Here is a 21,589-nt window from a genome sequence, read left to right as displayed (position 1 = left end):
TGACCGCCGGGCCAACCGTTCGACGTCATGCCTTGCGCTCGAATTCCCAGACCGCTGGCTGCGGACGATGTGCGCCGCTGCGGTCTGGACCGAACACCTCGGGCATACGATCGCCTTCACGCATCATCACCCCTGGCACATTGTGCCCCTTCGCTTTCCAGATGCCGGTTTCAGGGCAGAGTTGCCCCGTGCGCACCGTCTTGGGTCCAATGTCATCAAGGGGTTGCGCGTTGCCATTCGATTCGTCAAAATCCCGCGCGAAGTCAGCGAGGTCTTTTGGATATAACGGATGATCCCGGAACGCGCTATCGTCCATCTGCAGCAAAAGTGCCACAGCGGCGGCTTCAATGGCCCAGTAGCCGACATAGGTACCCTTGCCCCCCCTTCGGGCGTCAAGATGACCATCATGCCAGGAAGCGTCCACCATTCCTGGATACCACGCGTCGAGATACTCCTGCAGATCGTTGACGGGCTCGTGGCTGGTCTCACGATACAAGCTAAAGACGAGTGGCCGATAGGGTACATCGTGATACCAGTTGTCGACGTTGATCCGTCCTTCCAGCTCATAGGCCAGCAGATCCTCATACAAGGTATCCCTGCCCCGATAGGAAGGATCGAACATGGCGACTAGCCGAGGAAGCAAATCACGCCTGTGCAGCAGATAGCAAAAGCCAATCAACTGCATCACTGTTTCATACTCGCCAATTTCTTCGAATATCAGTGGCGGCTCGGTCGCGTCATGCAAGCTCAAGCGTTGGGCAATCGCGTAGCTTTCATACGCATCCACAACCAGATCGAGCCCGCCCCGTAACACTGAAATATCCGCGCCCCCCGTGTACATGAGCAGGAAGCGCCGATATACATCGGCGGCGTAATAACGCTGAGTGATCGCTTTTCGCTCCGCCTCATCGCTACCCGTCGGAGCCGTATTTTCCGACCAGTACGCGATGCTGTCATTCAACAGACCCAAACGCCAATTGAAATAGTCCTCGTCAAGAAAGCGTTGCCGCCGCTTCGAATCGAAGTCTTCGCTCATATCAGTAATCTCATAGCACTACACTATTTTATCCGGCTCGCCTTGAGTTTAACCGCCTGGTCAACCTCGCCCTCTTTGTAGTGGTGAGTGACGGGGAGATCGTGATCCGTATGTTCATGTTCAGCGCCGGTGGCCAGGGCTTCGACGTGCTGGATAGCCGATGGAAGATAGAACGGGACATACAACAGATGTCGCGCGTATCCCGACCTGAGTATGCTTTCCACCAGACTCTGGTTCGGCACCGCAGCAGGGAGTCTTCCTTCAATCCACTGGTGACTCATCTGGACCCGAGCAATTTTCGCGCTGCCAGGTCCGGATGACGCTCCCCCGCCCTTCGCGCTCGCTCCGGTTGCCGATTGGTCGCCACTGGTTTGCTGCTTCCTCTGCGGACCACTGACGTACCCGCCTGGCTCGCGCTTTCCACTACCCATCGAAGGTTTGCCTCCTCCTGGCTTCCCTCCCCCTGCGGCCGACGGCGTCGGCACCGCGTTTTCCGCAGGTTCGAGCAGGTCTTGGGCTGGAGGACGGACCGCCTCCTTGATCGTGCCGAGCTTGCTCGCAACGCCTGGCTTGGCATTCGGGTCCTTGAGCTTCCGGGTCGTCGTTGATGACTTGATCTCAACGATAGCAAAGTCCTTGAGCTGATTGTTGGACGGCGCGGCACGCCAGACCCCATCGAGACCGTGGCCACGCGCCTTGAGGTCGAACAGCTTGTTCAGCTTGCCATAATCGTTGAGTTTCCCCATGACGCGAAGGCCCGGTTTCTCAGTCCATTTGCCGGCCAGCCCCTTGTCATGCCCCTTCCAGCCGTTACCCCAATTGAGCTTTTCATAGCAATAGTAATCACCGATGTGTTCGCCCAGGATACCGGTGATACTCGTCGTGATATCGGTGACAGCAAGCCTGGCATTCACCACTCCGCGCGAAGGCGTCGAGACCGGCCGCTCGTGTCCTGCTTTAGCCTCTTCGCCCTTTGCGCCAGGCTTCGCAGTGGTCCGGTGATCTTCCAAAGTGCTCATTGCAGACGAGTTTGGCTGCTTCCTGCGCCAATGCAGCAACTTGCGTTGAACGAACTGCGCGAGCCAATAAGGCAGGTTTGTTTCCACGAAGGCCAGCGCCTGCATGAAAGTGACCTGAACGCCGGACGGCATCTCACGATACAACCACGACTTCTGAATATGCACTCGCGCATCAATCAGATACTTCTTTACGCCGGTTGCGTCGAACAGTTTGTCGATTAGCGTTTCCGGGCTGGTCTGAATGTGCGCCTGCTGGAGAACGAGACGCAGAATATCGAAAAGTAACGGACCATATATTTCCGACCTGTGATTGACGAGGCGGAACGTGCGCTTGACGCCCGCTCCGACCACCGGAACCCAGCCAACGACCGAAAATACAAGGTCAATACCGGCCTCGATTTTCGTCATCTCGTCTGTGCTCGCTCGCGCATTCCACACAGTCCAGACGCTCTCGGTCGTGTCGTAAACGTTCTGTGCAACATAGAACAACGGCACGGCGTTCGTTGCCATAGACAAGCTGATTTCTTTGACGGCATCCTCTATTGCCTGTTGGTCGTTTTTGTTCATGACACGTCCGGACGACCAGAGAATTTGTTGAAGAGGCTATATAGGTTTTCGTCCGTAATGCCGTGGTGTCCAGCTTGATGCAGTTCCTTGAGAACGTCAGACTGCGCAATCTCCTGAGCTGCGGGAACGGACTGGGGCGTAAAAGACCGAACATCTTCACCAAAAAACACCTTCGCCGCGCCGTCCGGCACGTCCCGCAGGACGGCGTGGCCGCTTCCGTCGAGTTTGCCAGCCAAGGTCGTTCCGTCCTCGAACACCACTTTGTAGGGAGCCTGCGGTACAGGCTTGAGATTGCCGTCCGTGAGATTGAGCTCAAGCTTGTTGTGGAGATCGCCCTTCGCGAGCACGGGCAGGTCATACGGACTGCTGGTGGGGCCGTCAAGTGCGTGCTGCGCGCCCTTGATGTCGATGTCCCGCGGTGCGTGAATCTCGATGTTGCCGTCCTTTATACGAATATACGCACCGCCACAGGTCAGCAGAATTTCCTGATTCGCCGCTACCTCGATGCGCTCCGAAGCCGAAATCAGCCGTAGCGTCTTCTGCGCCGTCACCTCGATATTGTCCGACTGCGCCTGAATCTCGAACTTGCCTTTGCCCGCGAACAGTTTCATGCCCGCCGTTTGCGCAAAGAGACTCAGCTTTTCGCCGATACTCGCGAGCAGCGACTTACCCGCCGCCACATGCGTGCTTTGCTTGCTGACGAACGTGACCTGCTCTTTAGCAGCGACATGCGCCGAATCCTGCGTAGAAAGCGCAATCCCCGACGGACTCGCCATCAGCATCACCGGCTCGGTGAACGCATTCGCGCTGCCCGTTCCGCCGCCCGCGGTATTGCCGCCCGATGCGCTGCCGCTCGCGCCTTGTTGCGTCGATTGTGTCGATTGCGTCGCGCTCGCAAACGTCTTGAGCGCCTGCGTGCCGTCCTGCAGCGATTCGGCCTGATGCTTCTCGCTCGCCTGCGACTGCGCGTCGATGGTTTCCTGCGCGCTTTCCAACTGCGTTTTCGCTTCGCTCACGTCGAGCTGCTGACTCGTCGCGCTCTTCGCATAGGTGCTCACATAGAGCCCTTGCCCCGCATTCACCGCGCCGAACGCATCCGATTTCAGATCGAAGCCGCTGCCCAGATACGCGCCGCGCGAATTGGCGCTCTGTGCAATCAGATGGCCGAGCTGCAATTGCGAATTCGCGCTCGTGCTGTAAAGCTGCGCGCGATTCTGGCCCGTTGCATCGTCCATCACCATCTGGTTGTAGCCGCTGCCGCCGAATTCCTTCGACTTGTAGCCAGAGAGAATGCCGTTCGAATGCCAGTTCGGATTCGTGTCGCCGTTATAGACGCGCGCCGTCACGATCGGTCGATCGCAATCGCCGTCGAGCCAGCTCACGACCACTTCTTCGCCGATACGCGGCACGTGCACGCTGCCGTAACTGCCGCCCGAATCGGACATGGCCACGCGTATCCAGCACGACGCCGCTTCGTCGCCCGCATTCAAACGGTCCCAGTGAAAATGGACCTTGATGCGGTTTTGCGTATCGGTATAGACCTCTTCGTTTTCCGGGCCGACCACCAGCGCCGTCTGCATGTTCATCTTCGGCTTGCGATGCTCGAGCGGGCTGCGATACGGCACGGCCTTGCGCTGCGCCTCGATCTGCACGAGCAGAAAACCCGCGCTGCCGTCCGTGGCTTTCACCGCGAGCGCGTCGCTGCCGCTCGCATTCGCGGCCTTGATCGCCGCCAGTTCGCCTTGCAGGCTGTGCGGGAACGTTTGCGTCTGCGTGGCCGAAACGGGCAGATTGTTGTCGATGAACCAGCGCGCCTCGATCACGGCAAATTGCCGGTCCTGCTGGCTGTCCGTGTCGTGCACCGGATGGCCGTCGAGTTCGAACCAGCGCCCCGCGTCGAGATTGCGCACGGCGCCCGCGCCTTCGAATCGCTTCGAGCGCGACTCCCACTCTTCCATGCGCGTTTCGCTGAGCGTGTCGCCGCGCGACTGATCGCCGTAGGTGTACGCGCCCGTATATTCGTAGACTTCAGCCTGCTGCGGAAGATCGCCTTGATTCGCGTGCGTGGGCACCGAGGTGCCCTTCGGATTCGCGACCGTGCCCGGCGATTTGTAGTCGAACGTGCGCGTCGTGAGCGTCACGCTTTGCAAAGTGCGCGTGCCGCTCCATTGCACCAGCGCATTGGTTTCGCTATTCACGCCCGATCGGTAAAAATTAACCGATTGCGGATTTAAAGCGGGCAATGCGTCGATATTATCGGTAATTACGACCGCGTGCGATTTCCCATCGGCGGCCTGTTCGAAATAACTGAAGAGGCCTTCGGATTCCATAATCCGCTGGCAGAAATTCCAGTCGCTCTCGTATTGCACGCAAAACGAACGCGTGGGCAAGACATGTTGAATGGCGAACCGGAAAGCGCCGCGCGCCTGAGGATGCGCATTGAATACGTCGGTGAGGATGGCGTCGGCGGTTTTATCCTGCCAGATGCGGGCGTCCGAGCGATAGCGCAGGAAGTGCTGCCAGGAGGCGAATTCGAGCTGATAGCTCGTCAAACCGCCGTCCGCGCCCAGCCGGCGGGCCGTGTGGACGTAGCCGTGATGCGGCAGATAGGTCTGATCGGCCTGTTGCAGCCACAACGTCACGGGCTGCGCGATCAGCTGCTTCAACTCGACGTTTTCGTTCGTGGAAACGACATCGAGTGTAAAGCCGTAATCGCGGCCCATACGCGCGTGACCCACCGCACGTTGCGGTAGAAGCACATTATCGCCGAGTGGGGTATCAAGCTTGATTAGCCGATCGGTTTGCGCCACGCCCCCGGTAATGGCTGCAATGAGATCCTGCGCCCCCATTCCTGTCCTTTTCTGGTCGCCATTTAAACGCTCAGCATTATCTTACAAAATTTTCCGGGAAATACATTCAGCCCTTTAGTATTTTTGCTTTTAACGTCATTGATGCGTATTGAATCGAGTGTATTTGCCGATCCGCGTACTTGGTTCTGTCACAACCACTTCCTGCTCTTTCGCGACAAAAGCCGCCGCACTGAAATATCGCCTGCGTAGAATGTCCGCTCTCCTTCCCGCGAGTGCGTCATGAAAGTCACGATCGCGTATATCGAAGAACCGCCGTTCGGTTGGACCGATGTCGCCAGCGGCCACGCCACGGGCGCCGATATCGAACTCGCCGAATGCGTGCTCACGGCGATCGGCATCACGCAGATCGCGTATCGGGCGACCACCTTCAGCGCGTTATTGCCCGGCGTGCAGGCGGGCGACTGGGACATGAATGTGCCGCTTTTCGTCACGCCGCAACGTGCGCATACGGTGGCGTTCAGCACGCCGGTCTGGGCGATCGGCGACGGGTTTTTGCTACGCGCGGGCAATCCGAAATCGCTCGTGAATTACGCAGCCGTCGCGCGACGCGACGATGCGCGGCTCGGCATCATCGCGGGACAGGTGCAGCACGATTCGGCGCTTGCGGCTGGCGTGCGCGATCGGCAGATCACCTTATTCGATCAACAGTCCGAAGCAATTTCCGCACTGCGCGAAGGACGTATCGACGCTTATGCGAGCACCGCGCTCGGCAATCGCATCCTTGCGTCGCGTATCGGCGATGCGAATCTCGAAGCGGTGGATCACGCCAACGCAAGCGCAAGCGCCGGCACGAACACAAAATGCGCGCCGCTCGGCGCATTCTCGTTCAACCGCAATAACACGCCGTTGCTCGCCGCGGTGAACGCGCAGTTACGCGCGTATCTCGGCAGCGACGATCATCGCGCGCGCATGGCGGCGTATGGCTTGTCGAGCCAGGAAATCGACCCGGTACTGGCCTGAGCGTTTCCTGCCCGATACGCCTTAACGCCACGCCTGCGTAAACTCGCCAATCACCCGCGTCAGATGCGCCTGCATCGCCGCGCGCGCGCCGGCGGCATCGCGCGTCATGATCGCCGTGAAGATGCGCTGATGCTCCTCCTGCGACGCCGCGCGCAAGGCCGTGGTGTGAAAGTGCTCTTCGATCTTGCGCCATAGCGGATCGGCGCGCGAACTGTCCCACATCGCCGCCACCATGTGCCGAAGCACGGCATTGCCCGACGCCTCGGCGATCGCCAGATGGAAATCGCGGTCCGCCGCTTCGTTCGCGGCCTTGTCGTCCATGTTCTCGCGCATCGCGCGCAACGCGGCGAACAGCCGGTCGAGATCGGCGTCCTTGCGCTCGGTGGCGGCCAGCGCCGCGATCTCCGCTTCGATCAGCGCACGCGCGCGCAGCGTCTCGATCGGTCCGGGTCCGCGCGGCAATTCGAACGCCGCCGGCAGCGGCGCGACCTGCTCCGCCACGTAGATGCCCGAGCCCACGCGCACTTCCACCGCGCCGCGCACTTCCAGCGCGATGATCGCCTCGCGCACCTGCGTGCGGCTCACGCCGAAGCGTTCCGCCAGCGTGCGCTCGGAGGGCAGGCGCGCGCCGGGCCCGAAATCGCCCGCGGCAATGAGTTCGTAGATCTGTTTCGCCAGGCCGACATAGGACCGGTCGGCCGCTTCGGCGTCTGCCACGCGAGACGCGGGCGTGAGGGAGACGTCGGTCATCCAGTGTTCTCGAAAAACCGCTGGCCGCCCGTCGCGGCCACGCTGGCCGAAATGGTACACCACTTTGCACGGCCATCGGCTCGCGCGCCGGAATCTGCGACGCGGCGCGGCGTCGGCTGGCGCGCCGCAGTGGTAAACCACTATCCCGCCTCATTGGTTGACCAATTATATTTCTGGTGAACCAAGGCAGACGGACCACGCGTTCGCCGTCGCCGCATCCCGCAGGAGTCCGCTTTGAAAATGTCGTTCCGTTGGTATGGCGAGTCCGATCCGGTCCCGCTCCAGTACATCCGCCAGATTCCGGGCGTGACGCAGATCGTGTCGGCCATTTACGACGAGCCGGTCGGCGAGGTCTGGCCGCCGCACAAGATCGCCGCGCTCAAGGCGACGATCGAAGCCGCGGGCCTGCGTTTCGAGGTGGTCGAGTCGGTGCCCGTGCACGAGGACATCAAGCTCGGCAAACCCGGCCGCGACCGCCTGATCGCCAACTATCAGCAGACCATCCGCCATCTGGCTGCGGCCGGCGTGCAGGTGATCTGCTACAACTTCATGCCGGTGTTCGACTGGACCCGCACCGAACTGGCGAAGACGCTCGAAGACGGTTCGACCTGTCTCGCGTTCAGCACCGCGGAAGTGGAGCGCATCGATCCGAGCCAGGGCATTTCGCTGCCGGGCTGGGACGCGAGTTATCGCCCGGAGCAATTGCAGGCGCTGCTCGCGGACTATCGCGAGATCGACGAAGCGCGGCTGTGGGAGCACCTCGAATACTTTCTCAAGGCGATCGTGCCCGTGGCCGCCGAATGCGGCATCAAGATGGCGATCCATCCCGACGATCCGCCGCGCCCGATCTTCGGTCTGCCGCGCATCGTGAAGAATCGCGACGACCTCGCGCGCATCGTGAAGATCGTCGATCACCCGGCCAACGGCCTGACGCTCTGCTCCGGTTCGCTCGGCGCGGGCCCGCAGAACAACGTCGAAGCGCTGGTGCGCGAGTTCGGCGCGATGGGCCGCATTCACTTCGCGCACATCCGCAACGTGAAGATCACGCCCGAGGGCGATTTTGAGGAATCCGCGCATCTGTCGAGCTGCGGCTCGCTCGACATCGCGGCCATCGTGAAGGCGTATCACGACACCGGCTTCACGGGCTACGTGCGCCCCGACCACGGCCGCATGATCTGGGGCGAAACCGGCAAACCCGGCTACGGCCTCTACGATCGCGCGCTCGGCGCCGTGTATCTGAACGGGCTCTGGGAAGCGATGGACAAGGCGCCCTGACGCCGCACGAACAACAACGCCGCGCCCACGCAGGCGCGGCCGCCAGCCACGACCAACGAAGCGGAGACCTTCGATGCCAAGAATCCGATGGGCGATGATCCTCATGTGTTTCCTCGCCAACGTCATCAACTTCGTCGATCGCGCCAATCTCGCGATCGCGGCGCCCAGCATCCGCACGGACCTCGGGCTCGACGCCGTCGGCATGGGCCTCGTGCTGAGCGCGTTTTTCTGGACCTACGCGTTCCTGCAATTGCCCGCGGGCTGGTTCATCGACAAGGTCGGCGTGCGGCTCGCGCTCGCCTTCGCGGTGGGCTGGTGGTCGGTGTTCACGGTGGCGACGGGCGCCGCACGCGGGCTCGCGCAGCTCGTCGGCATGCGCCTGATGCTGGGCGTGGGCGAAGCCGCCGCGATTCCGTCGTTTGCGAAGGTCGCGTTCAACTGGTTTCCGCGTCGCGAACGCGGGCTCGCGAGCAGCATCTTCGATAGCGGCTCGCGCGTGGGCTCGGCGCTGTCGCTGCCGTTCGTCGCGTGGCTGATCTCCGCCGTGGGCTGGCGCGGTTCGTTCGCGGTCACGGGCGCGCTCGGCGTGGTCTGGGCGCTCGCGTGGTGGTTCATCTATCGCGACCCGGAGCGTTTTCGCGGCATCGCGCCCGCGCAGGTCGCCGCCTTGCTGGCCGAACGCGGCGTCCCCAACGCACCGGATGCACCGGATGCGCCGGACGCGCCGCGCGTGCGCTGGGTCGACCTGTTCCGCTACCGCACGGTGTGGGGCATGATGATCGGCCTGTTCTGCCTGAATTTCGCGATCTACTTCTTCATCACCTGGTTTCCGAGCTATCTGCTGCAATCGCGCGGTTTTTCGCTCGCGTCGCTGGGCACGCTCGGCATGCTGCCCGCGCTGCTCGCGATTCCCGGCGGCTGGCTGGGCGGCTGGGTCTCCGACACGCTGTTCAAACGCGGCTGGAGCGCCACCGCCGCGCGCAAGACCTGTCTCGTGGGCGGCATGATCGCGTCGTCGGCGATTGCGTTTTCGGCGCTCGTGCAGGACGTGTGGCTCTGTCTCGGGCTGTTCGCGCTCTCGTATGCGGCGCTGTCGTTCGCAGGCGCGAATGTCTGGACGCTCGTCGGCGAAGTCGCGCCCACGCCCGCGCATGTGGCCTCGCTCGGCGGCATCCAGAACTTCGCGGGCAATCTCGCGGGCATCTTCATCACCACGTTCACCGGCGTGATGCTGACGATCACCAGGGGCTCGTTCGTGGTGCCGCTCGTCGCGGCGGGCGTGCTGTGCCTCGTGGGCGCGCTGTCGTATCTCTTTCTGGTGGGCAAGGTCGAGCCGCTGCCGCCGCTCGCGCCGGCGCGCAACCGTCACGCGTTGAGCCGCGTGGCGCATTGAAGCGCGTCGCAGTCGTACGCGCCGACACACCTCGTTGCGCTCGCCTGTTTGCTTCGCGAGCGCAAGCCATCGTCCTATTTGTCTAAAGAATTCCCGCGCGATGCCGATATTCCATGCGGTTCGCCGTGCAAGCGCCGGTCAGAAAAGCGCGCGCGGCGTGGATTCCGCATGACGGTGGTGTGCATTGGACACAACAAAAAAACGGGTAATCGGGAGCTTGCTGTCGCTGGGGATATCGACGGGGACGTCGGCGGCATGCGCCATCAATACGCAGAGCGCGCTTTTCGCGCCCGCTGCGGCATCGGCCATTGCCACGCAAACTGACGTGGCTGACAAATTGGCGCCTGCCGCGCCGATCACGCCAATCCCGCCGCCAGCGCCGATCACGCCGACGCCCGGCCATTTCGCCTCGTTATCCGCCGACGGCGTGCGCCGCACGCTCGCCGCACTGGACACGCGCCCCGCCGCGCGGCCGCCCGACTATGGCATGCTCTGGACCGATACGATCGACGACGCCGACCGCCGCGCCGTCGCCGTGATCCACCGCACCACGATCGAACGCGCACCGCAATGATGTCGGCGGGCCACGCCGCCCGCGAGCTTTCCCTCACGTTCCATTAACGGGCGCCCGCTATACTGGGCGCCACATTCGTCTGACAAGTCGCCGGAGCGCGCGCCATGTGGTCATCCGTATTTCCCTCGCCGGTTGCACCCATCGAACGGAAGCGCTTCCATCTGCGCTCGCTTGAGCTTCAGCGGCCGCTCTCGTTCGTGACGATGGCGCTGTCGATCGGCACTTACGCGTTGTTCGCCGTCGCGCGGCTGCTGCTCGTCGATGTGCGCTATCCGTTCTGGGTCACCGTGCTCGCGGCCATCGGTCTCGTGCTGCTCGTGCTCGCGATTCCGCGCACGCGCACGACCGCCGAGTTCGGTTTCATCGGCGTGGCCTATGTGGTCATCATGCAGTGCGCGGCCAATACGCTCGTGCGCGGCACCGGCGCGCCGCTCGCGTGGATGCTGCCCGCCGTGGTGGCGATCACGCTGTGCGCCGCGCCGCTGTGGCTCACGCCGCGCCATTTCGTGGTCGGCAACGTGCTCTATTACGTCGCGACGCTGCCGTTCGTGCTCACGCTCTCGCCCGAGCAACTCGCGATCTTCGGCGTCTGGGTGACGATCTCGCTGAGCACCGCCGTGGTGTTTCATTTCGGCTTCTATCACTTCCGCTTTCGTCACTTCCGGCTCGAAGAAGAACTGACGACGCTCGCGGCCACCGACCCGCTCACGGGCGTGCAGAACCGCCGCGCGTTTCTCGACGCGGCGGCGCAGACCATCGAGCAGCGCACGGCCGACAGCCCGCCCGTCGCCCTCCTCTTCGTCGACATCGACCAGTTCAAGTCGATCAACGATCAGTTCGGCCACGGCGCGGGCGACAAGGCGCTCATGAACGTCGCGCAGACGATCGTCGCGCTCGCGCCCGCCGGCACGCTGATCGCGCGCATCGGCGGCGAGGAGTTCGTCGCGCTGATGCCGGAACAGGCCGACTGCCCGATTGAACGCTTCGCAGAATCGCTACGTGCCGAGATCGCCCGCCTGCCGCGACCGGAAGGTTTCGTGACCGCGAGCATCGGCGTGGCGCGGCTCGCGCACGGCGACACCGTCGCCTCGCTGCTCGAACGCGCCGACGAAGCGCTGTTCCGCGCCAAGCAGGCCGGCCGCAATCAGGTCGCGTTCGAGCGCGGCGTGCTGCGCGTGCCGGTGCGCAACACCGCGAGCGACGCGCCCGCGCCGCTGCGCGCGCGCGACCTTGCGAGCCATGCGATGCCGCATCTGCGCTGGCGCAACGTCACGCTGGTCTCGCATTTTCAGCCGCTCTGGAGCCTGCCGCGCGAGCAGTTGATCGGCGTGGAAGCGCTGCTGCGCGGCGAGGACGACGACCATCAGCTGGTCGCGCCCGTCGTGCTGTTCGGCGGCCTCACGCCCGACGAGCTGATGGCGCTCGACGTGCTCGCGCACCAATGCCATCTGCGCAGTGTCGGCGCGCAGTTGCCCGAGGGCGCGCGCCTGTTCCTGAACGTGCTGCCGTCCACCTTCGTGCGGCCCGGCTACGAACTGGAACTCGCGAGCCTCGTGCACGACGCGGGCCTCGACACCGGCGACATCGTGCTCGAACTGCTCGAAACCGACGACGCCGATCCGAACGAACTCTCGCTCGCCGCGAACCGCTATCGCGATTGCGGTTTCCTGATCGCCGTCGACGACTTCGGCGCGCGCTATTCGAACCTCGACCGCCTGCTGCGCATCCAGCCCGATCTTGTGAAGCTCGACGGCGAATTGATCCGCGCGCGCAACCGGCGCTCGGGCCGTCCGCTGCTGCGCGACCTCGTCACGTTGCTGCATCAGGCGGACATCGTCGTCGTGGTCGAAGGCGTGGAAACCACCGAAGAACTGGTGCTCGCCGTGGAAGCCAAGGTGGATATCGCGCAGGGTTATCTGCTCGGACGGCCGAGCGCGTCGCTCGCGCCCGGCGGCGCGGCGCCCACGCGTATCGATCATGCGTTCGACGTAGTCGCGCTCGCGCGCTCGACGCGCATGGGCCAGTTCGATTCGACGATCCGCCCGTATCTCGACGCGCTCACCGACGCGGGCAGGCAGGTCGAATCGGGCGTGCCGTATCCGGTTTCGCTGGCCGCGCTGCTCGCGCGTCCGCTGTGTCTGCGTGTGTTCGCGCTCGGTCCGACCGGCCGCGCGACGCTGTTCGAAGCGCGCGGTGCCGCCGATGCGCCGCCCGTCAATCATCTCTATGGCGACAAGCGCACGAGCGCGGTCGTGAGCGGACGCTGGGACCATCGCGCGTTCTTCTGGAAGGCCGTGCGCCAGCGCGGCAGCGCCGTCTACTCGGGGCCGATGCTGTCGCCGATCACGAGCAATCTGTGCATCATCGTGTCGATCGCGCTGCGTGTGAACGACATGCAGGTGCTGCTCGCCGTCGAACTCGACTGGGCCACGCCGGGTTTGCCGTGGCCCGAGGCGGCTTGAAGCGGCTTGAACGCGCGCTGAAATAAAACGGCCCGATGCGTGGTGCGCATCGGGCCGTTATTCTGGAGCCGACGAACCGTCCGCGTCAGTCCGATGTCGCGAGGAACGGCGACGAGAACGCGCGCGGCGGGAACGGTTGCGAGCCCGACTGCGGCGAGAAGCTGTAGCGCAGATACACGGCGGCGAGCCACTCGCGATACTGATACGCGTTGCCGAGCGAAGCCATCGCGCCGACCGCGAGCTGCGGCCCGAGCTGATACTCGCCGCTCGCGTAGACCGAGTACGCGAAGCCGGTCTTGCTCTGCCCCGGATAGGTCGCGTCCGGGTCGAGCGTGGCGGCGGCGGAGCTCACGCTGTTCATGTTGCTCCTGGCCGCGCCTTGCAGGCCTGCATCGAGCGGGAAGTACGGCACCGCATCCTCGCGATAATGCTGCACGCCGATCGAGCCCTTCAGATCGAACGAGAACGGCCCGTTGCGGCCCGCGTATTCGACCGGCAGGTTCAGGATCACGTACTGCTGCGGACTGAAGTAGCCGCCCTGACCGTAGGTGTAGTACGACTGGTTCTTGTCGAACATCATCCACGTGGTGTTCACGCCCACCGTGAAGGTCTGGTCGGCGTCCTTGTAGACGCGCGTGTAGAAACCGCCGCCCGCCTTGCCGCCGACGTTGTCTTCCACATGGTGGCCGTTGTAGAACATGGCCTCGCCGTTCACGTAGAGGCCGTTCGTGCCGTCGTCCCACGACAGCGCGGCGCGGCCGCCCGATTTCATCACGCCGCCCCATTCGAGGTTCGCGCCCGCGTCGCGCGCGCCCGCGTAGGACAAGAGACTGTCGGTGACCGCGCGGCGCGTGATGGCGAGCGAGTACGAGACCTTGTCGGTGATGCCGCCGTCGTATTCCGCGCCCGCCGTCACGTTCTGATAGCGGAAACCGACCGGCGTCGCGCCGATGTCGGCCTTCACCGACTTCGTTTCATAGCCGATCGAGAGACCCACGCCGCTCGCCGTCTGCGAGCCGAAGCCGCTGCTGCCGGCCTTGCTGCCGCTGAGGCCCGAGCCGAAGCGCGCGAGCGTCGGCAGGTCGGTGGCGGCCGTGCCGGCGTCGAGCGTCACGGGCGTCGCCGTCACGACGATATGCCCATTGCCCGTCTTGATGCGGCCTTCGATCGGCGCTTCGATATCGGTGAGATTCGAGAGGCCGTCCTCGCCCGTGCGGTTGCGGAAGATCACGCCGCCCGAGATCGTGCTCGACTGCTCGCGGTTGATCTGCGCGAGTTCGTCGGCGACACCAAGCGTCTGCGAATTCGCGATCTGTTGCGGCGTGGGCGTGGCATTCGCGGCAGCGGCGGCAGGCGGCGCATACGGCTGCGCGTAGCCCGCGGGCGGCTGCGGAATGTAGGCCGGCGCGCCGTATTGCTGCTGCGCGTACGGCGGTTGCGGCATGTAGCCGCCTTGCTGCGGGTAGCCTTGCTGCGGATAACCGCCTTGCGCGTACGGCTGCGGCGCGTAACCCTGTTGCGGATACGGCTGCTGCGGATACCCACCCTGCGCGTAACCCTGCTGCGGATATTGCGGGTAGCCGCCCTGCGGATACCCACCCTGCGGATACGGCTGCGCGTAGCCCTGCTGCTGGGCGTACGCGGCGCGGTTATTCGCCTGCTTGTTCTTCGACGTGCGCTTCGACGTACGCGACGACGGCACAGCGGGCTGCGCATAACCGCCTTGCGCGGCCTGAGCGGCGGGCGACATCGGCCAGGGCGTCGCGGCATACGGCTGCTGCGGATAACCCTGCGGATACGCCTGTTGCTGCGGATAGCCGCCCTGCGGATACGCCTGCTGCTGCGGATAGCCACCCTGCGGATACCCGCCCGGCGCGTATTGCGCATACGGCTGCAACGGCTGCGCCGTCGCGGGGCCGCCCGACGCGCTGGAGCCGGACGTATCCGGCCCATAGCCGTCCGTCGATCCGGCGGGCGCCTGGTAGCCCGAGGTGGAGCCGGCGGGCGGCGCCACATAAGGTGCAACATACGGCGCGGGCTGCGCCGGAGGCAGGGAAATAGGCACGGTCGGTACAGGAGACGAAAGTTTGGACCACGACGGCGAACTCGGCGCGGGCGTCGCAAAAGCGCTCGCGCCGCTCGTCGCGCCCGCCGTGTTCGCGTCGCTGGCGGCATCGACCGCCGTCTTGCCCTCGAAGGGATTGGTGCCCGGCAGCGGATTCGCGCCCAGCGGACGGCTGAGCGCTTCCCAGCCGCGCGGCACGTTGGCGGCGCGTCCGGTCGCGGCCGGCCGCGCGCCGACAGGCGTCGTGCTCGCGACGAGCGACTGCTTGAGATACTGCGCGGCGAGCGTGAGCTTGCCCTGCGCGCGATACATGCGGCCCACGGCGGCCAGCGTTTCGGGATCGTCGGGCGCGCTGCGCAAGGCCGTATCGGCGAGTTGCCCGGCGTAGTGCCAGGACTTCGCGCCCGCCGCCGCGTAGAGCGCCGCCAGTTGCAGGCCGTGATCGTCGGGGCGGCGCGCCAGCGCGATGCGATAGCACTTGAGCGCGTTGGCCGGATCGCCCGCCGACGAATAGAGCCGCGCGAGCGACGCCTGCAAGTCGGGGTTGTCGGGCATCGCCGCGAGCCACGGCGCGATCACCGAATACGCACCGGCGAGATCGCCGCTCGTGCGCACGGCGTCCGCGCGGCGCACCACGATCGCGAGATTGAGGTTGTCGAAGTCGGTGCGCTGGTCGGGCGTGAGCTGCATCGTCTGCAGGCGCTGCATGACCTGGCCGAGCATCTCGTCCTGATGGCTCGCGAGCAGAATGCCCGCGTACTGCAGTTGCAGGCCCGCATCGCCGGGCGCCGCCGACATCGCGCCTTGCACGAGCCACAGCGCGCGGTCGGGCGCGCCCGCGGCGACATAACCGCCCGCCAGTTCGCCGATCAGCGCCGGATTCGCCTGCGCGACCGGCTCCGCGCCGCTCAGCAGCGCGAGCGCCTGCTGACGCTGCCCGCGCTTCGCCATCTGCGTCGCGAGATCGACTTGCTGACCGAGCCACAGCCGATGCTGCAACTCGGCCATCGCCGTCGTGCGCTTGTCGGCGGGAATGCGGTCGAGCATCTGCAGGCCGTTGCCGTAGTCGCGCGTCTGCTCGGCGAGCAGCGCGCTCGCATAGAGCGCGTCGACCATGTCGGGATGCGCGGCGATCAAGCCGTCCATCATGCTGCGCGCGGTGCCCACCGCGCCCTGGCGCACGTAGATGCGCGCGAGGTCGAGACGCAGCCACGGATCGTCAGGATTGCTGACGAGCGCGCTTTCGAACAGGCTGCGCGCGCGGCCCAGATCGCCCTGCGCTTCGGCGGCGCGCGCCTGGGCCGCTTCGGCCGTGCCGCGCAGACGGTCGAGACCGCCCGCCTTGCTCTGCTGTTCGGTCGTGAGCTGGTTCGCGAACTGCAGCGCTTCGTCGCCGCGCCCTTGCGCCGCGAGCGCGCCGACGAGCCCGCGAATCGCGTCGGGGTTGTCGGCCTGACGGCGCAGCGCCATGCGATACGCCTGCTCCGCGCCCTGCGGATCGTGATTGGCCAGCAGCAGCTCGCCGAGCATCACCTGGGCCGTCACATCCGAAGGATTGAGCGCAATCGCGCGCTCGAACAGCGACTTCGCTTTCGCAACTTCGCCGTTGCTCTGCGCGCCCAGCGCCTCGCTGGTGTAGGTCCAGTACGAGGCGCTTGCGAGCGCCTCGCGCCAGCGCGCCGGATTGCCCGCGCGCGACGCGCGTTCGAGGTAATTGCGCGCCTCGGGAAAGTGTTCCTGCTTCAGTTCGACCACGCCCATGCCGCCGAGCGCGTCGGCGTCGTTGGGCGAGTTCGCGAGAATCGCCGAAAAACGTGCGCGCGCCGTCGCCAGATCGTTGCGGTCGAGCGCGGCGAAACCGTCGGCGACCGCGCGGCCGCGCGCATCGTTCGCCTGATCCTGAGCGGCGCGCTCGCGCGTGGCCTGATCCTGCACGACCATGCTTTCGTAGCGCGCCTTCACGGCGGGATCGTCGGGCGAGAGCTTCAGATAGGCATCGAAACTCGGCTGATCCGAGGGCCGCGCCGCGAGCCACAACAGCGCCTGACGCCAGCTCTGACGCGCCTGCGGTCCGACCTTGCTGTCGTTGGCGAGCACCTGCAGACGCGCGATGCCGTCGCGGCGCGTGGTGTCGCGATACGTGAGGTGCTGCGCGTAGGCGAGCGCATAGCGCGGATCGTCGGGATTGTCGCGCGCGAGCTGGTCGAGGCCCTTGCGCGCCTCGTCCCAGCCGTTGGGCGTGGCCGCGAGCGCCTGGTAATACTCGAGCCGCAGTTGCGGCGTGGCGGGCACGCCGTTGAGCGCCTTCTGATACTGCTCGACCGCCGACGCGCTCTTGCCCATCTGCGCGAGACGCCGCGCGTCGTTCACGGTCTGGTCGCGCGGGCTCGATTGCCCGAGGCGGCGGCCCAGATCGTCGATGCCGGGATAGTTCGGCGCGACCTGGCGCAGTTGTTCGAGATAGGACTCGGCGCGGCCGCCGTCCTTGCGGTCGGCCATCACCATGCCCATGCCGAGCAGCGCGTCGGGCTGCTTTGCGTCGAGGCGCAGCACCTTTTCCCACGCCTGCTCCGCGAGGTCGCCGCGGCCATGCGCCTGCCAGTACTTGCCCTGATCGATGAGCGCCTTGAGCGCGTCGTCGGCGGCGCGCGCGAGCGGCGCGTGCGAGAACGCAACCACGCCCGCCAGCGCGAGCGTGAGCGCCAAAGCGCCGAGCGGCTTGCGCGGGGTGGGCTTCTTCTGCATCGGTTCTGTCGTTTTACTTGTCTTCGGCAACGCGCCGCGTGAGCGGATCGAGCGCGAGGTTATCGGCATGCGCCCTCCCACGCGGGCACGAGCCGCCCGTTCGCGTCGAAGCGATAGCGGCCTTCCACCGCGCCCGCGCCGAACAGGCCGAGCACGCGGTCGTAGTACACCGGTTCGCGGCCCGGCGTCGCGCCGTCGAGCGCGGCAAGACGCGAGCGGGCGAGCGCGAGGCTTTTCGTGTCGCCGAGCGCCGCGAAATACGGCGCGAGCGCGCCCCAGTAGCTGAGCGGCCCTTCGCCGCTGCCGACGCCCGTTGCGGCCGCCACCTTCTCGGGCGGCACGCCGGTTTGCGCGACGCGATCGGCCATGCCGCGCACGGCGTTCAGCCAGGGCTTCGCGAGCGGGTCGGCGGCATTCGCGAGACCGGCCCAGAGATAGACGCGAATGGCGTCGTAGCTGCCGACGTCGCCCGTTTTCGGATCGACGACGAACTGCCCCGCGTGCCACGCCGCCCAGTCGGGCGCGAAGCCGCGCGGCGCGGTGCCGGAAACGAGCTTGTAGCCGTTCTGCGCGAGCGCGCTCCACGGGCCGCCCTTGAGCGCGCTCGCGAGACCGCGCAGCACGGGCAGCGGCGAATAGCTCGGATTCAGGCGCGTGACGTCGCCGTTGACGAAACCTTGCGGCCCCGGCAGCAGCATCGGGCCGAGGCCCGCGAAATCGCTCACTTCGCGTTTGGCGATCTGCGCCGCGAGCGCGGTGCCGAGCGCCGTGTATTCGGGCGCGCGCCACAGGCGTCCCGCTTCGAGCAGGTCGTAGGCGATCCACACGTCGGAATCGGAAGCCGGATTCGGATCGATCACGCCCCAGCTGCCGTCCGGTTTATGGCCCCACTGCCACGCGGGCAGACGCACGTTGTCGGCGTCGAACTGGCCGCCCGCGAGATTGGCGCGCAACCAGCCGAGCATGCGGTCGAAGCCCGCGCGGTCGTTGGCGACGAGCGCGAAGAACATGCCGTAGGACTGGCCTTCCGAAGTGGTCTGCTGGACCGGCGTGGTGGCGTCGAGCACGCGTCCGTCGGCTTGCACCGTGCGCGTCATGAAGGCGCGATACGCCGGCCAGTCGCCGCACGCCGGCGCCGGGGCAGACTGCGCGCGGGCCGGGCCCGCCGCCGTGGCGCACAGCAGCGCGACGGCCAGCGCCGACGCCGCCAGCGGCGAACGCGCGCGGCGCGCGGTGCCTCGTGGGCTCGGTTGGGTCGGCATCATGTCAGTCCTTGAGGCGGCGCGCGGCGATGCCGCGCAGCACGCGATAGAACAGCGCCGCGATCACGATCGCCGCGAGCACGCCCGCGAGCAGCAGCAACAGCGGATGCGACGACAGCACCCAGCGCGCGTATTCGAGCGGCGAGAGCTTGCCGACGTAGTAGGTGTCGCCGTTCGACGTCACCGTGACCGAGCGGCCGTGCACGACGGCCATCGCGCCCTGAAGCTGCGGCAGCACGTCGGCGTCGAGCAGCGCCGAGGTCATGTCGGCTTCGGACTCGCCCGGCGAGCTGATCAACGCGACCACGCTGCGGCCCGACTTGAGCGGCGACTCGAAACCCGCGATCAGCGCGCTGCCGCCGTTGCTCACAAGCGAGAGGTCGGCGCGCGCGGGCGTGCGTTCCGCACCGTGCGAGCCGTGCCACCAGTCCTCGACCTTGAAGCCGATGTCCGAGAGCGTGAAGGTGCTGGTGTCGCCATCGCTCGAAAACGGCATCGACTTCGCCCAGCGTTGCAGCAGCGGCTGACGGCCGGGGCCGCCGAGCAGCAGCAGGTCTTTATCCGCGAGACGGTCGATGTCGCCGGGACCGGCCACCGTCACGCCCGTGACCGGATAACCCGTCGACTCGCCCATGCGGCCCATCGCCAGCAGGAACAGGCTGTAGTCGCCCGAGGTGGGATCGTCGGGCAGGATCGCGGCCGTCTGCGAGAGGTCGGCCATGCGCGTGAACGGGAAGCCGCTGTTCGCGAACGCGGCCAGATCGGGCAGCGCCATGTAGTGCGGGAATGACGACAGGTCGATGGTCGAATCGGGATCGATCGAGCCTTCCACGTTCGGCATCAGGCGGCCCGAGCATTCGCCCGTGTTCGGGATGTCGTAGAAGTAATGCAGGCGCAGTTGCGAGCGCGGCGTGAGCAGCAGCGGCGGCACGTAGACGATGCGGCGCGTCACGCCCGTGGTGTACGCCTGCGCGCCGAAGCGGCCGAGGAAATGGCCGAGGCTGAAGCGCGACGGATCGACGGCCGGAATTTCCAGCGCCTGCACGAAGCTGTTGTTGACGCTGATGTTCAGCGACGAGCGGTCCGGACGCGGACGCACCGTGTAGCGATAACGCAGGTCGAGCGGCGCGCCCTTCGTGTTCCACATGAACATGTCGGGCGGCACGTGCAGATTGATCGCGATCGCACCGGCGTCGTAGCCGGTCACGGACAGCGCGCGCTCGTCGGCCAGTTCGCCGAAGCGCACCGGACGATTCGACGGCAGCCAGTTCGGCGCGTCGTACGGCGTGCGCGGCTTGAGCGTCACCAGTTGGCCGATCGTCACGCTGGTGCCGGAGAGCGTGTTCTGGCCGAGCGCGAGCGCGCTGGCCGCGGTCTTCAGTTCCTCGCCGTTGCGGCCGAGCACGAGCAGCAGTTCGCCGCGCGCGGGCGCGGCGCGTTCGGCCACCGCGATGGTCGGGCCGCTGATGGCGGGCAGCGTCACGCCGTCGAGATGCGAGTCGGCGAGCGCGAACACCACCGCGTTGCCCGAGAGCGGCGCGTTGCCCACTTGCGCCGGGAAGACCGCGCCGCGATAACCCGCCAGCGAGCCGAACCACGAAGCCAGCGTGCCCGCGGCTTCGAGCGTGGCCGCGTCGGGCTTCGCCGCGAACACCATCGGCAATTCGAGCCGGCGCACGTCGCGGCGGTCGAAGAACGGCTGCGGCAGCGCGCCCAGATCGGGCTTCGTCGGCAGCGAGGCGTAGGTCAGATCGAGCGAACTCGCGTTGCTGACCGTGGCCCAGAGCGCGGAATTCGCGGGATCTTCGCAGCTGCGCGTGTAATGGCCGATCAGCTGCACGTTCAGGTGATTGAACTCGGTGATGAAGCGCGGATCGAGCGGCACGTCGCGCGCGACGGTGGTGCCGCCCTGCGATTGCGGCACCGGCAGCGTCGCGGCCACTTCGCCGTTGATCAGCACCTTGAGCTGCGAAAGCTCGGGCAGCAACGCGGGCGAATAGCTGTAGATCAGATGCAGCGTGGCGCCGGTCACGACTTCGTCGTTACGCACCGAGAACGGCACGCCGTTCTGGCCGTCGGTGCCGCGCAGTTGCAGCGGATCGAGCGCGCCGAGGTCGGCGAACGTGAGCGTCTGGCGACGGCCGCCGGGCACCAGCGTGCCGGGATTCGCGGTCGTCGGCGGACGCATGCCCAGCAGCTTCTGCTGCTCGGGCGGCAGCGGCGGCGACGGCAAGGCGAACGCGGGCTGCGCGCCCGCTTGCGGATCGAAAGTCTGCGCGGGACCGGGCGGCGGCGCGGAACCGACCGAGGTCGCGCCGTCGGCGGCGCTGTGGTTCGCGCCCGGCAGTGGCGGCGGCGCGTCGCTCGGCGTGGAGGATTTCGCGGCGGCGTTCGTGGCATTCGCTGCGTTCGTGGCATTCGCCGCGGTATTGGCCGATGCCGCCATCGCCATCGGCGCGAACGTCATGAACGGCGCGGCGCACAGCTGCACGGCGAGACCGCAGACGAGCGCGCGCGCGAGGCGCGGCAAACGCTGCGCGCCGGTTGCCGGCATCGCGTCGAAGTCCTGCGCGCGCTGTGCATCGATGCGAGGCGCCGCGAGACGCGCGCT

Annotated in this window: 13 protein-coding genes; 5 read left to right on the top strand and 8 right to left on the bottom strand. The window is 66.0% G+C overall.

The window, feature by feature from the left end; translation table 11 throughout:
• Positions 1-25: 25 nt before the first annotated feature.
• Genes BMY06_RS05770 through BMY06_RS05760 form a run of 3 tightly spaced genes read right to left on the bottom strand, consistent with a single transcriptional unit; the run spans position 26 to position 5,471 of the window.
• On the bottom strand, positions 26-1,036 hold the full coding sequence (locus BMY06_RS05770) for a PoNe immunity protein domain-containing protein (RefSeq protein WP_074981978.1): 1,011 nt from the start codon (positions 1,034-1,036) through the stop codon (positions 26-28).
• A gap of 23 nt (positions 1,037-1,059) precedes the next feature.
• Positions 1,060-2,622 carry a hypothetical protein gene (locus BMY06_RS05765; RefSeq protein WP_074981977.1) on the bottom strand — a complete coding sequence of 521 codons (1,563 nt, stop codon included), beginning with the start codon at positions 2,620-2,622 and terminating at the stop codon, positions 1,060-1,062.
• Complete coding sequence (locus tag BMY06_RS05760) at positions 2,619-5,471, bottom strand: type VI secretion system Vgr family protein (RefSeq protein ID WP_074981976.1); 2,853 nt, start codon at positions 5,469-5,471, stop codon at positions 2,619-2,621. Before BMY06_RS05760 ends, BMY06_RS05765 begins: the two co-directional genes overlap by 4 nt.
• 240 nt (positions 5,472-5,711) lie before the next feature.
• Here BMY06_RS05760 and BMY06_RS05755 point away from each other — a divergent pair, with 240 nt between their 5' ends.
• Positions 5,712-6,452, top strand: coding sequence for a transporter substrate-binding domain-containing protein (locus BMY06_RS05755; RefSeq protein ID WP_074981975.1), 741 nt, complete (start codon positions 5,712-5,714; stop codon positions 6,450-6,452).
• A gap of 21 nt (positions 6,453-6,473) precedes the next feature.
• Here the strand turns inward: BMY06_RS05755 and BMY06_RS05750 are convergent, their stop codons facing one another.
• Positions 6,474-7,202 (bottom strand): FadR/GntR family transcriptional regulator, encoded by a 729-nt coding sequence (locus BMY06_RS05750; protein ID WP_065060883.1) that lies wholly within the window; start codon positions 7,200-7,202, stop codon positions 6,474-6,476.
• Between the two features lie 234 nt (positions 7,203-7,436).
• Between BMY06_RS05750 and uxuA the strand changes: the two genes are divergently transcribed.
• Entirely contained in the window at positions 7,437-8,477 is a 1,041-nt protein-coding gene (gene uxuA / locus BMY06_RS05745) for a mannonate dehydratase (RefSeq protein WP_173816913.1), read from the top strand.
• A gap of 73 nt (positions 8,478-8,550) precedes the next feature.
• Positions 8,551-9,870 (top strand): MFS transporter, encoded by a 1,320-nt coding sequence (locus BMY06_RS05740; RefSeq protein WP_074981972.1) that lies wholly within the window; start codon positions 8,551-8,553, stop codon positions 9,868-9,870.
• A gap of 138 nt (positions 9,871-10,008) precedes the next feature.
• Here BMY06_RS05740 and BMY06_RS39510 read toward each other — a convergent pair whose 3' ends face one another.
• Positions 10,009-10,179, bottom strand: a complete 171-nt coding sequence (locus BMY06_RS39510; RefSeq protein WP_156773776.1) for a hypothetical protein — start codon at positions 10,177-10,179, stop codon at positions 10,009-10,011.
• A 16-nt stretch (positions 10,180-10,195) separates the two neighbouring features.
• Here BMY06_RS39510 and BMY06_RS05735 point away from each other — a divergent pair, with 16 nt between their 5' ends.
• The gene (locus tag BMY06_RS05735; protein WP_124263111.1) at positions 10,196-10,444 is read left to right on the top strand and encodes a hypothetical protein; all 249 of its coding nucleotides are present in this window, start codon (positions 10,196-10,198) and stop codon (positions 10,442-10,444) included.
• A gap of 104 nt (positions 10,445-10,548) precedes the next feature.
• Positions 10,549-12,906, top strand: a complete 2,358-nt coding sequence (locus BMY06_RS05730) for a diguanylate cyclase domain-containing protein (RefSeq protein ID WP_074981969.1) — start codon at positions 10,549-10,551, stop codon at positions 12,904-12,906.
• An 85-nt stretch (positions 12,907-12,991) separates the two neighbouring features.
• Here the strand turns inward: BMY06_RS05730 and BMY06_RS05725 are convergent, their stop codons facing one another.
• The 3 genes from BMY06_RS05725 to bcsB are packed head-to-tail and all read right to left on the bottom strand — an operon-like array spanning position 12,992 to position 21,532.
• Entirely contained in the window at positions 12,992-17,716 is a 4,725-nt protein-coding gene (locus BMY06_RS05725) for a cellulose biosynthesis protein BcsC (RefSeq protein WP_074981967.1), read from the bottom strand.
• 59 nt (positions 17,717-17,775) lie between these two features.
• Complete coding sequence (gene bcsZ / locus BMY06_RS05720) at positions 17,776-18,981, bottom strand: cellulose synthase complex periplasmic endoglucanase BcsZ (RefSeq protein WP_080180788.1); 1,206 nt, start codon at positions 18,979-18,981, stop codon at positions 17,776-17,778.
• 1 nt (position 18,982) lies between these two features.
• Positions 18,983-21,532, bottom strand: a complete 2,550-nt coding sequence (gene bcsB, locus BMY06_RS05715; RefSeq protein ID WP_074982200.1) for a cellulose biosynthesis cyclic di-GMP-binding regulatory protein BcsB — start codon at positions 21,530-21,532, stop codon at positions 18,983-18,985.
• Positions 21,533-21,589 lie beyond the last annotated feature (57 nt).

The sequence above is a fragment of the Paraburkholderia tropica genome, from assembly GCF_900109265.1.
Lineage (GTDB): Bacteria > Pseudomonadota > Gammaproteobacteria > Burkholderiales > Burkholderiaceae > Paraburkholderia > Paraburkholderia tropica.
The sequence above is the reverse complement of the archived record's forward strand: the minus strand, read 5'-3'. Positions and strand labels throughout refer to the sequence as shown.

What these genes read in the sequence shown, in the direction of transcription:
- BMY06_RS05730 (WP_074981969.1), top strand. Translation starts at nt 10,549, where the DNA reads ATGTGGTCATCCGTATTTCCCTCGCCGGTTGCACCCATCGAACGGAAG.
- bcsZ (WP_080180788.1), bottom strand. Translation starts at nt 18,981, where the DNA reads ATGATGCCGACCCAACCGAGCCCACGAGGCACCGCGCGCCGCGCGCGT.
- BMY06_RS05740 (WP_074981972.1), top strand. Translation starts at nt 8,551, where the DNA reads ATGCCAAGAATCCGATGGGCGATGATCCTCATGTGTTTCCTCGCCAAC.
- BMY06_RS05760 (WP_074981976.1), bottom strand. Translation starts at nt 5,471, where the DNA reads ATGGGGGCGCAGGATCTCATTGCAGCCATTACCGGGGGCGTGGCGCAA.
- BMY06_RS05755 (WP_074981975.1), top strand. Translation starts at nt 5,712, where the DNA reads ATGAAAGTCACGATCGCGTATATCGAAGAACCGCCGTTCGGTTGGACC.
- BMY06_RS05725 (WP_074981967.1), bottom strand. Translation starts at nt 17,716, where the DNA reads ATGCAGAAGAAGCCCACCCCGCGCAAGCCGCTCGGCGCTTTGGCGCTC.
- BMY06_RS05770 (WP_074981978.1), bottom strand. Translation starts at nt 1,036, where the DNA reads ATGAGCGAAGACTTCGATTCGAAGCGGCGGCAACGCTTTCTTGACGAG.
- BMY06_RS05765 (WP_074981977.1), bottom strand. Translation starts at nt 2,622, where the DNA reads ATGAACAAAAACGACCAACAGGCAATAGAGGATGCCGTCAAAGAAATC.
- BMY06_RS05750 (WP_065060883.1), bottom strand. Translation starts at nt 7,202, where the DNA reads ATGACCGACGTCTCCCTCACGCCCGCGTCTCGCGTGGCAGACGCCGAA.
- bcsB (WP_074982200.1), bottom strand. Translation starts at nt 21,532, where the DNA reads ATGCCGGCAACCGGCGCGCAGCGTTTGCCGCGCCTCGCGCGCGCGCTC.
- BMY06_RS39510 (WP_156773776.1), bottom strand. Translation starts at nt 10,179, where the DNA reads ATGGCCGATGCCGCAGCGGGCGCGAAAAGCGCGCTCTGCGTATTGATG.